At 63.6% G+C, this 12,573-nt stretch carries 12 protein-coding genes; all 12 read left to right on the top strand.

Features of this window, described 5'->3' with window-relative positions; translation table 11 throughout:
- Positions 1 to 92: 92 nt before the first annotated feature.
- On the top strand, positions 93 to 1,094 hold the full coding sequence (locus tag ACLHZ1_RS09910; RefSeq protein WP_427261951.1) for a sulfate ABC transporter substrate-binding protein: 1,002 nt from the start codon (positions 93 to 95) through the stop codon (positions 1,092 to 1,094).
- 39 nt (positions 1,095 to 1,133) lie between these two features.
- Positions 1,134 to 1,718, top strand: coding sequence for an RBBP9/YdeN family alpha/beta hydrolase (locus ACLHZ1_RS09905; RefSeq protein ID WP_427261950.1), 585 nt, complete (start codon positions 1,134 to 1,136; stop codon positions 1,716 to 1,718).
- A gap of 238 nt (positions 1,719 to 1,956) precedes the next feature.
- Complete coding sequence (gene cysT, locus ACLHZ1_RS09900) at positions 1,957 to 2,796, top strand: sulfate ABC transporter permease subunit CysT (protein WP_427261949.1); 840 nt, start codon at positions 1,957 to 1,959, stop codon at positions 2,794 to 2,796.
- Positions 2,793 to 3,686 carry a sulfate ABC transporter permease subunit CysW gene (cysW, locus tag ACLHZ1_RS09895; RefSeq protein ID WP_427261948.1) on the top strand — a complete coding sequence of 298 codons (894 nt, stop codon included), beginning with the start codon at positions 2,793 to 2,795 and terminating at the stop codon, positions 3,684 to 3,686. The genes cysT and cysW overlap by 4 nt, the downstream gene beginning before the upstream one ends.
- Positions 3,687 to 3,708: 22 nt before the next feature.
- Complete coding sequence (locus ACLHZ1_RS09890; RefSeq protein WP_427261947.1) at positions 3,709 to 4,776, top strand: sulfate/molybdate ABC transporter ATP-binding protein; 1,068 nt, start codon at positions 3,709 to 3,711, stop codon at positions 4,774 to 4,776.
- A gap of 104 nt (positions 4,777 to 4,880) precedes the next feature.
- Entirely contained in the window at positions 4,881 to 5,828 is a 948-nt protein-coding gene (cbl, locus tag ACLHZ1_RS09885) for an HTH-type transcriptional regulator Cbl (RefSeq protein ID WP_427261946.1), read from the top strand.
- Positions 5,829 to 6,036: 208 nt separating this feature from the next.
- Positions 6,037 to 7,248 carry a threonine synthase gene (locus ACLHZ1_RS09880; protein ID WP_427261945.1) on the top strand — a complete coding sequence of 404 codons (1,212 nt, stop codon included), beginning with the start codon at positions 6,037 to 6,039 and terminating at the stop codon, positions 7,246 to 7,248.
- Positions 7,245 to 7,910, top strand: coding sequence for an amino acid ABC transporter permease (locus ACLHZ1_RS09875; protein ID WP_427261944.1), 666 nt, complete (start codon positions 7,245 to 7,247; stop codon positions 7,908 to 7,910). Before ACLHZ1_RS09880 ends, ACLHZ1_RS09875 begins: the two co-directional genes overlap by 4 nt.
- Before the next feature lie 92 nt (positions 7,911 to 8,002).
- Positions 8,003 to 8,665, top strand: coding sequence for an amino acid ABC transporter permease (locus ACLHZ1_RS09870; RefSeq protein ID WP_427261943.1), 663 nt, complete (start codon positions 8,003 to 8,005; stop codon positions 8,663 to 8,665).
- On the top strand, positions 8,662 to 9,423 hold the full coding sequence (locus ACLHZ1_RS09865; protein WP_427261942.1) for an amino acid ABC transporter ATP-binding protein: 762 nt from the start codon (positions 8,662 to 8,664) through the stop codon (positions 9,421 to 9,423). Before ACLHZ1_RS09870 ends, ACLHZ1_RS09865 begins: the two co-directional genes overlap by 4 nt.
- Positions 9,420 to 10,256: a transporter substrate-binding domain-containing protein gene (locus ACLHZ1_RS09860; protein ID WP_427261941.1), complete on the top strand. Its 837-nt coding sequence runs from the start codon at positions 9,420 to 9,422 to the stop codon at positions 10,254 to 10,256. Before ACLHZ1_RS09865 ends, ACLHZ1_RS09860 begins: the two co-directional genes overlap by 4 nt.
- A gap of 432 nt (positions 10,257 to 10,688) precedes the next feature.
- Positions 10,689 to 12,542 (top strand): M3 family metallopeptidase, encoded by a 1,854-nt coding sequence (locus tag ACLHZ1_RS09855; protein ID WP_427261940.1) that lies wholly within the window; start codon positions 10,689 to 10,691, stop codon positions 12,540 to 12,542.
- The last annotated feature ends 31 nt before the right edge of the window (positions 12,543 to 12,573 follow it).

Here is a 12,573-nt window from a genome sequence, read left to right as displayed (position 1 = left end):
GAGTAAAAGAGATAAGCAAAGCGTTTATTCTTGGTTCTGTGCATAACGAGGTCACGGCATGCTGACTCCATCCCAGATAAAGGAGTATCACCATGAAGATGACCAAGACAGCCCTCACCCTCTTCGCATTGCTGACCCTCGGTCAGGCCCATGCCGCCGAGGTGCGGTTGCTCAACGTTTCCTATGACCCGACCCGGGAGCTGTTCCAGGAGTACAACGCCGCCTTCGCCAAGGAATGGAAGGCCAAGACGGGGGATGATGTAGTGGTGAGCCAGTCCCATGGCGGCTCCGGCAAGCAGGCCCGCGCTGTGACTGAGGGGCTGGAAGCCGATGTGGTCTCTTTGGCCCTGGCCTATGATGTCGGAGCCGTGGCCAAGGAGGGATTGATCGCCGCCGACTGGCAGAGCCGGCTGGCCAACAACGCCTCCCCCTATACCTCCACCATCGTTTTCCTGGTGCGCAAGGACAACCCCAAGCAGATCAAGGATTGGGACGATCTGGTGCGCAAAGATGTCGCCATCGTCACCCCCAACCCCAAAACCTCGGGCGGTGCGCGCTGGAACTACCTGGCGGCCTGGGGTTATGCCCTCAAGAGCACCGGTAGCGAGGAGGGGGCCAAGCAGTTTGTGGGCGAGCTGTTCAAGAACGTGAAGGTGCTCGATTCCGGCGCCCGGGGCGCCACCACCAGCTTCATCGAGCGCGGCCTCGGCGACGTCTTGCTGGCCTGGGAGAACGAAGCCCTACTGGTGCTGAATCAGCCGGGGACCAGCGACAAGTTCGAGTTGGTGGTGCCCTCGGTCTCGATCCTGGCTGAGCCGCCGGTGGCCGTGGTGGACAAGGTGGCCAAGAAGCACGGCACAGAGGCAGTCGCCAAGGCGTACCTCGAACACCTCTACTCCGACGAGGGTCAGCGCATCATCGCCAAATACCATTATCGCCCGAGCAACCCGGCGATCCTGAAGGAGACGGCATCCCAGTTCCCGCAACTGACCCTCTTTACCGTCAAGGATCTGGAAGGGGATTGGGACAAGGCACAGAAGAAACATTTCGCCCAGGGCGGGTTGTTTGACCAGATTTATCAACCGGGCCGCTGAGCCGTACCGGCCTCTGCGCTAACAGAGAGGAGCACCATGATGAACAAGATTCTTCTGATTCCCGGTCTGCATAACAGCGGGCCGGATCATTGGCAGAGCCGCTGGCACCAGCATTTTTCCCATTGGCAGCGCATGGTTGGTCTGCCCTGGGACAAGCCGGACCTGACGGTGTGGAGCGCCAAGCTGGCGAGCAAGATCAGGAGCCGGCGTGGCCGGGTTCATCTGGTGGCCCACTCCTTCGGTGCCCTGGCGGCCATCGCCGCCGCCCGGCTGCAACCGGACAAGGTATCCTCCCTCCTGATAGTGGCCCCTGCGGATCCGGCCCGTTTCGGCATCCCTGACGAGGCGCTGACGGGCTCGATCAGGGTGTCGGCCCAGATCATCGCCAGCCGCAACGATCCCTGGATGAGCTTCGAGCGAGCCGAATATTGGAGTCGTCAGTGGCAGGTGCCGCTGTTCGATGCCGGCGAGGTGGGCCACATCAATGCCCAGTCCGGTCATGGGGAGTGGAGTCAGGGGCTCAGCCTGCTTGGCGCCCTCTACCGCCGGGCCGAGCTGGTGGTCGAGCCTGCCCCGACTTCATGGGAGTGCAAATTGCCCTCCCTAGAGGGGCCCCCCGCGTAATTCCCTGTCAGAAGGAGAGATGGCAATCATTCTTGGGTCACTTGGCACATGGCATGACGCTCCTTTTAAGGTCTTTTATGTATATAAAAGACCTTTTTTTATTTTATGGCTCTAAAGGCCTGTACCGCTCTGGTTAGATAAAAAAGTGCTTAGTAAAGGTGTTATTGATGTTTGTTGTCTCTTGCGGTCGTGAGCAGAATCACCGTATCGAATGTTTTTCATAACAAATGGAAGCGTTATGCGATTTGGTTCTTACTCCGTCTTACCTGGCTTTGGCCCGACTCTGGGCTTCAGCCTGCTCTACCTCGGCATCCTGGTGCTGCTGCCGCTCTCGGCGCTGGTGCTGTTCGCGGTCAACAACCTGACGGCCGCCGAGTTCTGGCAGGTGATAGGCTCCCCCCGGGTGCTCGCCTCCTTTCGCCTCAGCTTCGGGGCCGCCTTTATCGCCGCCCTGCTCAACAGCCTGTTCGGGCTGATCCTGGCTTGGGTGCTGGTACGTTACACCTTCCCCGGTCGCCGGCTGGTGGATGCACTCATCGACCTGCCGTTCGCCATGCCGACCGCCGTCTCCGGCATCGCCCTGTGCGCCATCTTTGCCCCCAACGGCTGGATAGGTCAGTGGGGGGTGCCGTTGGGTATAGAGCTCGCCTACAACCCAATCGGCGTGGTGATCGCGCTTACCTTTATCGGGCTGCCGTTCGTGGTACGCACCCTGCAGCCGGTGCTGCGGGAGACCGAAACCGAGCAGGAGGAGGCTGCCGCCAGCCTGGGCGCCGACCGCTGGCAGACCTTCACGCGGGTGCTGTGGCCGACCCTGCTGCCAGCCCTGCTGACCGGTTTTGCCCTGGCCTTTGCACGGGGGGTGGGGGAGTACGGTTCCGTCATCTTCATCGCCGGCAACCTGCCCATGGTCTCCGAGATTGCGCCCCTGATGATCATGAGTCACCTGGAGGAGTACGACTATGCTGGCGCCTCCGCCATCGCCGTGGTCATGTTGCTGATCTCATTTGTTTTGTTATTACTCATCAACAAGTTGCAGGCCTGGAGCTGGGCTCGCATAGGAGGGTCTCGCGTATGACGGCATCCAACTCGACACTGGAGCTGGCACAGGAAGCGGTATCGGTCCCCCTGGCTCGCCACCCTGCCGTCACCCGTGAACCCATCTGGGTCAAGTGGCTGCTGGTCACTGTTGGTCTGGGCTGGTTTTCCGCCCTGCTGCTATTACCCCTGGCCACCGTCTTTATTCAGGCACTGAGCCCGGGGCTGGCCTTCTTCTGGCGCGCCATCAGCGAGCCGGACGCCCTGAGTGCCCTGGGGCTGACCGCCCTGGTCACGCTGTGCGCCGTGCCGCTGAACCTGCTGTTCGGGGTTGCCGCGGCCTGGGCCATCGCCCGCTTCCGCTTCCCGGGTCGCCAGCTGCTCATCACCCTCATCGACCTGCCATTTTCGGTGTCGCCGGTGATTGCAGGCCTGATGCTGGTGCTGCTGTTTGGCAGCCGAGGCTGGTTTGGCGACTGGCTGAGCGAGCACGACATCAAGATCATCTTCGCCACCCCTGGCATCATCCTGGCCACCACCTTCATCACTGTGCCCTTCGTGGTGCGCGAGCTGCTGCCCCAGATGGAGGCCCGTGGCCCGGAAGAGGAGGAGGCGGCCATCATGCTGGGGGCGAGCGGCCTGCAGATGTTCTGGCGCGTCACCCTGCCCGGCATTCGCTGGAGCCTGATGTACGGCCTGCTGCTCTGTACCGCCCGGGCGGTAGGGGAGTTCGGCGCCGTGTCGGTGGTCTCCGGCCACATTCGCGGTCAGACCAACACCCTGCCGCTGCACATCGAAATTCTCTACAACGAGTACCAGACCGGCGCCGCCTTTGCGGTGGCAAGCCTGTTGGCCCTGTTCGGGATCTTCACCCTGCTGGGGGAAACCCTGCTGGCCCGGCTGCGTGCCCAGCCCGTTCACTCTCACTGATCACCGAATTCAAGAGGCTGCCATGAGCATTCAGGTACAAGGACTCAACAAGCATTTCAACCAGTACGCGGCGCTGGCCGACATCAACCTCGACTTTCACGACGGTGAGCTGGTGGCGCTGCTCGGCCCCTCCGGCTGCGGCAAGACCACCTTGCTGCGGATCATCGCCGGGCTGGAGCAGGCCGACGCTGGCCAGGTGATCATCCGCGGCGAGGATGCCTCGGATCTCCACGTGCGCGAGCGCAACGTCGGCTTTGTGTTCCAGCACTACGCCCTGTTTCGCCACATGACGGTGTTCGAGAACGTGGCGTTTGGCTTGCGGGTCAAGCCGCGTGGCGAGCGCCCGGTCGAGACGGCCATCCGCGCCCGGGTCAGAGAGTTGCTGGACCTGGTGCAGCTCAGTCACGTGGCCGAGCGCTACCCGACTCAGCTCTCCGGCGGCCAGCGCCAGCGAGTCGCCCTGGCCCGCGCCCTGGCGGTACAGCCAAAGGTACTGCTGCTGGACGAGCCGTTCGGCGCTCTCGATGCTCAGGTTCGCAAGGAGCTGCGCCGCTGGCTGCGCGAATTGCACGACGAGTTGCACGTCACCAGTCTGTTCGTGACCCACGATCAGGAAGAGGCGCTGGAGGTGGCGGATCGGGTGGTGTTGATGAACGCCGGCCGGGTCGAGCAGATCGGCACCCCTTCCGAGGTCTATGATCAGCCTGCCAGCGCCTTTGTGCACAGCTTCCTCGGCAGCGTGAACCTGTTCCGTGGTCGGGTGGCCGGGCAGGGGCTCGGCATCGGCGAGCAGCTGCTGGGCGGGCCCATCCCCTCCCAGTTGGCAGAGGGCAGCGCGGCCGTCGCCTATGTGCGTCCCCACGAGCTGGAGATACTGCCGGCGGATGCGCCGGGTGGCATCAGCGCCACCATCACCCGATTGTTGCCCATGGGGCCGCGCATCCGGGTGGAGTTACGTGGCATTGGAGACACAAACGGTGCACACTTCGAGGCCGAATTGAGCAAGGAGGCCGCCCGCTCCTTCGCCCCCGGCCAGGGGGTGAGGCTGGTGGCCAGACAGGCCCAGCTCTACCCGGACTACCAGATCTGAGGCCGAGGCCGTCATGGGAATGGCCTTCGCGAGAGGCTGTACAGAGACCAGCAAGCACGGGGCGGCGGGCGACACTTAGACCCGCCAGCGCAGGAGGCGATGAATTGAATTTTCAGCAGTTACGGATCATCCGGGAAGCCGCTCGGCGCGACTACAACCTGACCGAAGTGGCCAATGCATTATTTACCTCCCAGTCCGGGGTCAGCCGCCATATCCGCGAGTTGGAGGAGGAGCTCGGCATCGCCTTGTTCGTGCGCTACGGCAAGCGACTGCTCGGCATGACGGAGCCAGGCAAGGAGCTCTTGGCGATCGCCAAACGTATCCTGGGTGACGCCGACAACATCCGTAAATTGGCCAGTGCCTTCGCCAACCGCGAGTCGGGCAGGCTACTGGTGGCGACCACCCACACTCAGGCGCGATACGCCCTGCCCCGGGTGGTGAAGGCGTTTCGCGAGCAGTTTCCGCTGGTGCAGCTGGAGCTGCGCCAGGGCGGCCCGGAGGAGATAGTGCGGCTGGTGCAGACTGGTGAGGTGGACATCGGCATCAGCAGCGAGCAGCTTGACACGAGCGAAGGTGTGGTCGCGTTTCCCTACTACCGCTGGCATCACAACATAGTGGTGCCGGAGCAGCATCCGCTCAGTGCCGAGCGGGAGCTGACCCTGGCGGCGCTGGCCCACTGGCCCATCATCACCTATCAGGCCGGCTTGACCGGGCGGGCGCGAGTGGACGAGGCGTTTGCCGAAGCCGGCATCACGCCGCAGATCCTGTTGACCGCCCAGGATTCGGACGTCATCAAGACCTATGTCGAGCTGGAGATGGGGGTGGGCATATTGGCGGACATGGCGTTCGATCCCCAGCGGGACAAGGGGCTGGTGCAGCTGGACGGCAGCCGGCTGTTCGCACCTCACACCGCCTGGATCGGGCTCAAGCAGGGGCAGTTCCAGCACAACTTCGCCTGGCAGTTTATCCAGCTCTGCAACCCTGAGCTGGCGCTGGCGGACATTCAGGCCCGCGCCATGGGGGGAGAGCCCGCCATCGACTATCAGATCTGAGCCTGGCAAGGAGAGGCAAAACGGGGAGCCATTGGCTCCCCGTTTTGTTGCTGGAGAGGAAGGGGGTTCGTTGATGGCGGACTCGGCATGACAGGCTTCATATGTGCTTTTCTGCTTAAGTTTGCCGCTTTATTTCGTTTGTTATCAGGCGCTTTGGTTACAGGATGGAATAAGTAACTGACAACAGACGACATATTCAGGATAACCCATGCCCCATAGTTACCTCTCACATCTGCGCTGCAGCAAGACCGGCGAGACCCATGATGCCGACCAGCCCTGGCAACTGAGCCGGGCGGGCGCGCCGCTCTTGGCCAGCTACGATCTCGACGCCCTGAAGCAGGCCTGGCACCCGGCCGCCCTGCTGGGTCGTCCCGCCAGTCTGTGGCGCTATCACGAGTTGCTGCCGGTGCGTGACCCCGCCCGGGTGGTCACCCTGGGGGAAGGCTTCACCCCCCTGCTGCCCCTGCCCACCCTGGGCAAGCAGATCGGCATTCCGGATCTCTGGGTGAAGGATGAGAGCGTCATCCCCACCGGCTCCTTCAAGGCCCGCGGCGCCGCGGTCGGGGTCTCCCGCGCCCGGGAGCTCGGCGTCACCCATTTTGCCATGCCCACCAACGGCAACGCCGGTGCGGCCTGGGCGCTTTACGGCGCTCGCGCCGGGCTGCGCAGCACCATAGTCATGCCGCAAGCAGCCCCCGCCATCACTAGGCTGGAGACCTCGCTGGCCGGCTCCCGCCTCTATCTGGTGGATGGCCTCATCAGCGACGCCGGTCGCCAGGTGGCCCAGGCGGTGGCGGAGCAGGGGTTGTTCGATGCCTCCACCCTCAAGGAGCCCTATCGCATCGAGGGCAAGAAGACCATGGGGCTGGAGATCGCCGAGCAGCTCGGCTGGACCCTGCCGGACGTGATCCTCTATCCCACTGGCGGCGGGGTCGGCCTCATCGGCATCTACAAGGCGCTGCGGGAATTGCAGGAGCTGGGCTGGGTCAAGGGCGACCTGCCCAGGTTGGTGGCGGTCCAGGCGAGCGGCTGCGCCCCCATAGTCCAGGCATGGCAGCAGGGAGAGCGCGAATCGCGCTTCTGGCCCGACTCCCAGACCCTGGCCTTTGGCATCAATGTGCCCAAGGCGCTGGGGGACTTCCTGGTGCTGGACGCCCTCTATCGCACCGAGGGCTGCGCCATAGCAGTCGACGACAACGCCATCCAGGCAGAGATTCGCCAGCTCGCCGCCCAGGAAGGCAGCTTCGTTTGTCCGGAAGGGGCGGCCGCCTTCGCCGCCGCTCGCCAGTTGCGGGAAAGTGGCTGGATCCAGGGGGGTGAGCGGGTGGTGGTGCTCAACACCGGCGCCGGCATCAAGTACCCGGACGCCATCACTGTGTTGCCCCAGCGGCTGCGCCGCGACGGGAGGATCCCCGCATGATCTTCGACTGGTCCTTTGTCCTCACCACGCTGCCAGCCTTTGGCAAGTCGGTCTGGGTCACCTTGCAGCTCGGCACCTTGGTGATCCTCACCGCCCTTGGGGTGGCGCTGCTCAACGTGACGCTGCTCGGCCTGCATAAGCCCTGGTTGAACAAGGTGATCCGCAGCTATGTGGAGCTGGCCCGCAACACACCGCTGCTGATCCAGCTGTTTTTTCTCTATTTCGGATTGCCGGCGCTGGGGTTGTCGCTCTCCGGCTTTGCCACAGCGGTGATCGCCATGACCTTCCTCGGCGGTGGTTATCTGACGGAAGCGTTGCGGGCGGGTATTCAGGCTGTGCCTCTCAGCCAGCTTGAGGCGGGGCGTGCCATAGGTCTCTCCCGCTGGCAACTGCTGCGCCACGTGCAGCTTCCCCAGGCCTGGCTTGCCAGCCTGCCGGCGCTCTTTGCCAACTTCATCTTCCTCTTGAAAGAGACCACTGTGGCCTCGGCGGTGGCGGTGCCCGAGATCCTCTACACCACCAAGAACTACATCGCCCTTTACTACAAGACCTACGAGATGCTGGCGGTGCTGACCTTGGTGTGCGTGCTGATCTTTCTGCCGCTGTCCTTTGCCCTGCGCGTCGTTGAAAGGAGGCTGCAATATGGTCAGTTCGGTCACTGAATCGCTGATTCAGACGCTGATCCCGATGTGGGTACTTATCTTCCGGTTGCCGCCGTCACTCGCCACCGATGCACTGGAATGGAGGGTTCAATATGGTCAATTCGATCACTGAGCAGCTGACGCAGGCCCTGCCCCTGCTGGCGGTGGGTGCGGGTCAGACCCTCGCCATCTCGCTGCTCGCCATCCTGTCCTCCACCCTGGGTGGCCTGGGTTACGGCGTGCTGGCCCACCAGGGAGGCAGGCTGACCAGGGGGGGGCTTCGAGTCTATTTGGAGCTGTTTCGGGTGGTGCCCGTGCTGGTGTGGCTCTACCTCTTCTTCTTCGGGTTGCCCATCGTCTTCGGGCTCGATATCCCGGCCTTCTGGTGTGCCGTGTTGGTGCTCTCTCTCTGGGGAGCCAGCGAGGTGGGGGAAGTGGTGCGTGGCGGCCTGAAGTCGCTCTCCCGCGGTCAGCAGGAGGCCGGGCTGGCCCTCGGACTCTCCCGCTGGCAGCTCTATCGCCACGTGCTGCTGCCCCAGGCACTGCAACGGCTGACGCCGCCGACCATCAACATCCATACCCGCATCATCAAGACCAGCTCGCTGGCGGTGCTGATCGGGGTGGTGGAGGTGATCAAGGTGGGTCAGCAGATCATAGAGCGCACTTATGCCTCGCTGCTCATCTATGGCCTGCTGTTCCTGTTCTTCTTTTTGGTCTGCTATCCGCTCTCGCTCGCCTCGCGCCGGCTGGAGCAAAAATGGGGTAATGCGGTATGACACCTCTGATTGAACTCAATACTGTCAGCAAACAATTCGGCCCAAACCGGGTGCTGGACGAGATCAGCCTCACGGTGAACCCCGGGGAAGTGATCGTTATCCTGGGGCCGAGCGGCTGCGGCAAGAGCACCCTGCTGCGCACCCTCAACGGGTTCGAGTCGATTCAGGGCGGCGACATCCGCTTCGACGGCGTGCTGCTGGATGCCAATACCGACTGGCAGCGGCTGCGCCAGCGCATCGGCATGGTGTTCCAGAGCTATCACCTCTTCCCCAACCTGAGGGTGCTGGAGAACGTGCTGCTGGGCCCCCTGCAGGTGCAAAAACGGGAGCGGCAGGAGGCCCTGCTGCAGGCGGAACAGTTGCTGACCCGGGTTGGCCTCTGGGAGAAGCGCCACGCCTACCCCCGCGAGCTCTCCGGTGGCCAGCAGCAGCGCATCGCCATAGTGCGGGCCCTGTGCATGAATCCCCAGGTGATGCTGTTTGACGAGGTGACCGCCGCCCTCGACCCCGAGATGGTGCAGGAGGTGCTGGAGGTCATTCGGGATCTCGCCGGCAGCGGCATGACACTGCTCATCGTCACCCACGAGCTGGCGTTCGCCCGAGCGGTGGCGGATCGCATCATCTTCATGGAGAAGGGCCAGATCCTGGAGCAGGCTAGCCCCCACCAGTTCTTCGACAACCCCAGGAGTCAGCGCGCGCGCCAGTTCCTCGCCAAGTTTTCTTATACCACTGTCATCAAACGAAAGGAGTCAGCATGAAAATAATCACCTCAGTTCTATTTAGCGCCGTGATCGGTCTGGGCCTCGCCAGCGGCACCGCCCAGGCAGAAGAGGGATCCCTTGCCAAGATCAAGGCGCGGGACAAGCTCATCGTTGGCGTCTTCACCGACAAGCCCCCCTTTGGCTATGTGGACGAGAAGGGCAACTACGTCGGTTTTGACACCGATCTCGGTCGCCGCTTCGCCAAGGATCTGCTGGGGGACGAGAAGAAAGTCGAGTTCGTGGCGGTGGAGCCCGCCAGCCGCATCCCCTTCCTGCAGAGCGACAAGGTGGATCTCATCCTCGCCAACATGACGGTGACCCCGGAGCGGCGCGAAGTGGTGGACTTCACTAACCCCAACCTCAAGGTCGCGGTGCAGGTGCTGGTGCCGGAAGGAAGCCCCGCCAAGAAACTCGACGATCTGGCGGGCAAGCGGCTTATCGTCACCACGGGCACCACGGCGGACGTCTGGCTGACTCGCAACCACCCGGACTGGAAGGTGCTCAAGTTCGAGAAGAACAGCGAATCCCTGCAGGCTCTGGCCCAGGGCCGAGGCGATGCCTACGCCCAGGACAACCTAGTGCTCTTCAGCTGGGCCAAGGAGAATCCGGGCTACCGGGTGCTGCCCGAGAAGCTGGGGGCGGAAGACCCCATTGCGCCAGCGGTGAAGAAGGGCAACGTCGAGCTGAGGGACTGGGTCAACGACCGCCTCGCCAAGCTGGGTGAAGAGAAGTACCTGCTGAAACTCTATGACCAGTATGTGCGCGACAAGTTGAGCGCCGATACCGACCCCAACGACGTGATAGTGGAAGGGGGCAAGTGGCAGGGTTGAGCCTGACCCGAGACAGTACCGATAGTGTGCAGTGTGTGAAGTATTGGTTCCGTTTGTCCGCAAGCCACAAGGCTTGACGTTTCAGGCGTCCCCTATCAGGGACGCCTCTTTTATTTCAGCTCCTGGCGAGGCCATGACGGCCTGGGTCTGACATGCTGCCACCCGGGTTTACACAGTGCTGGCGTGGCGACTCACTGCTGGATCCAGGCGCCCTGACCAGGGTATCCAATCCCCCGCCCATGCTGGTGGGGGTCGGGATGCTCGCCCCGGCGGCGCCTCGTTGCCACTGGCTTGAAACAACGATAATCAAGCAGGGAACGCCGGGTGGGCGAAGACAGGAAAGCGGGCTTCTGCTAGCTTGGCTTGGCGCATCCCTGCGCACATCGACAAGGGGCCGACCCGGATTGACCCCATAACAACAAGAGGGAACTTATGAATTCCATTGCCAGGAATTATCTCAACCAGCTCAACGCCGACTACCTGAGGGTACACAGGCACAAGGAGGATCTGTTCTGGTCCACCTATATGGGCACCAGCGACGATCAGGCCGGTTTCACGGCCGCCGAGCAGGCCTACAAGGGGTTCTGCGCCGATCCGGCCAGGCTGCCCGCCTTGCGGGAGATGCTGGCCCAGGCCGAGGAGACGGATCTCAAACGTGGTCTCGAGGGCTGGATTGCCTTCTTCGAGTGCAACGTCATCGAGGATCCCAAAGCCTCGGCCCTGATGGACGAGCTGGTGGCCGCCGAGGCGGATCTCTTTGCCCGCCGCAAGGGGCTCAAACTCACCTTGCTGGACGAGCAAGGCCATCAGGTGCCCGGCAGTCTGCCCGCCGCCAGCACGGCGCTGGCCGCAAGTAGCGACGAGCAGGTGCGCCAGAGCGCGCTGGCCATGTTCCATTCCCTGGAGCAGTGGGTTGTCGACAACGGCTTTCTCGAGGTGGTGGCCCTGCGCAACCGCTTCGCCCGGGCCATGGGCTATAACGACTACTTCGACTACAAGGTGCACAAGAACGAGCAGATGAGCCCGGAGCAGCTGTTCGCCGTGCTTGACGACTTTATTGCCCGCACCGAGCAGCGGGTGCACCAGAGCCTGGCGGAGCTGAAAGCCGCCAAGGGGGAGGCGGCGCTGCTGCCCCACAACCTGCGCTACAGCGTGAGCGGCGACGTGACCCGCCAGCTCGACCCCTATGTGCCCTTCTCCCGGGCGCTGAAGGATTGGGTCCAGAGCTTCCGCCGCCTCGGCATCCAGTATCGCGGCGCCAGCCTCACCCTGGATCTGCTGACCCGGGAGGGGAAATACGAGAACGGCTTCTGCCACGGCCCTGTGCCGAGCTTCTGGCAGGAGGGGCAGTGGGTCCCCGCCGTGGTCAACTTCACCAGTCTGGCGGATCCTGCCCAGGTGGGCAGCGGCTGGAGCGGGCTCAACACCCTGTTCCACGAGGGGGGCCACGCGGCGCATTTTGCCAACGTCACCGGCAACGCCCCCTGCTTCTCCCAGGAGTTTCCCCCCACCTCCATGGCCTATGCCGAGACCCAGTCCATGTTCTGCGACAGCCTGCTGGACGACGCCGACTGGCTCAAACGCTACGCCAGGAACGGGGCGGGGGAGCCCATCCCCGACGCACTCATCCAGGCCATGATAGCGGCGCGCCAGCCGTTTCGCGCCTTCAATGAGCGCCAGATAGCCCTGGTGGCCTACTTCGAGCGGGATCTCTACGCCATGGCAGAGAGCGAGCGCACCTCCGACGCCGTGCTGGCCCTGGCCCGCAAGTGGGAGCGCCCCATCCTGGGGGTGGAGAGCCCGCGCCCGCTGCTGGCCATTCCGCACCTGCTCAACCAGGAGTCGGCCTGCGCCTATCACGGCTACCTGCTGGCGCTGATGGCGGTGGAGCAGACCCGCGCCTACTTCCTGGGGCGCGACGGCTACCTCACCGACAACCCGCGCATCGGGCCGGATCTCGCCGCCCACTACTGGGGGCCGGGCAACGGCATGACCCACGACGAGACGCTCAGGAGCCTCACCGGCGAGGGCTTCAGTGCGGCGCCCCTGGCCGAGGCGTGCAACCGGAGCGCCGACGAGGCGTGGCAGCAGGCCCAGGCGTGCATGGCGGCGGCGCACCAGCGCCCGCCGGCAGGGGAAGGGGCACCGCTCGACGCCCATATCCGGGTGGTGCACGGGGCCGAGCTTATCGCCGACAACAGCGAGTCGGAGGCGCGCATGCTGGCGGACTTCGAGGCCTGGATCCGGCGCCTGGAGACCGCAGATCCGGCGCCATCCCTTGCCTGAGTCCGGTGTCATATCGTTGAAGGAGCTCCAT

Origin of the sequence: Aeromonas sobria, assembly GCF_050266975.1 — a bacterium.
GTDB classification, from domain to species: Bacteria; Pseudomonadota; Gammaproteobacteria; order Enterobacterales; family Aeromonadaceae; genus Aeromonas; species Aeromonas sobria_B.
This window is presented reverse-complemented; position numbering and strand designations above follow the sequence as displayed.

What these genes read in the sequence shown, in the direction of transcription:
- ACLHZ1_RS09870 (WP_427261943.1), top strand. Translation starts at nt 8,003, where the DNA reads ATGGTCAATTCGATCACTGAGCAGCTGACGCAGGCCCTGCCCCTGCTG.
- ACLHZ1_RS09880 (WP_427261945.1), top strand. Translation starts at nt 6,037, where the DNA reads ATGCCCCATAGTTACCTCTCACATCTGCGCTGCAGCAAGACCGGCGAG.
- ACLHZ1_RS09905 (WP_427261950.1), top strand. Translation starts at nt 1,134, where the DNA reads ATGAACAAGATTCTTCTGATTCCCGGTCTGCATAACAGCGGGCCGGAT.
- ACLHZ1_RS09910 (WP_427261951.1), top strand. Translation starts at nt 93, where the DNA reads ATGAAGATGACCAAGACAGCCCTCACCCTCTTCGCATTGCTGACCCTC.
- ACLHZ1_RS09860 (WP_427261941.1), top strand. Translation starts at nt 9,420, where the DNA reads ATGAAAATAATCACCTCAGTTCTATTTAGCGCCGTGATCGGTCTGGGC.
- ACLHZ1_RS09875 (WP_427261944.1), top strand. Translation starts at nt 7,245, where the DNA reads ATGATCTTCGACTGGTCCTTTGTCCTCACCACGCTGCCAGCCTTTGGC.
- ACLHZ1_RS09890 (WP_427261947.1), top strand. Translation starts at nt 3,709, where the DNA reads ATGAGCATTCAGGTACAAGGACTCAACAAGCATTTCAACCAGTACGCG.
- ACLHZ1_RS09855 (WP_427261940.1), top strand. Translation starts at nt 10,689, where the DNA reads ATGAATTCCATTGCCAGGAATTATCTCAACCAGCTCAACGCCGACTAC.
- cysW (WP_427261948.1), top strand. Translation starts at nt 2,793, where the DNA reads ATGACGGCATCCAACTCGACACTGGAGCTGGCACAGGAAGCGGTATCG.
- ACLHZ1_RS09865 (WP_427261942.1), top strand. Translation starts at nt 8,662, where the DNA reads ATGACACCTCTGATTGAACTCAATACTGTCAGCAAACAATTCGGCCCA.
- cysT (WP_427261949.1), top strand. Translation starts at nt 1,957, where the DNA reads ATGCGATTTGGTTCTTACTCCGTCTTACCTGGCTTTGGCCCGACTCTG.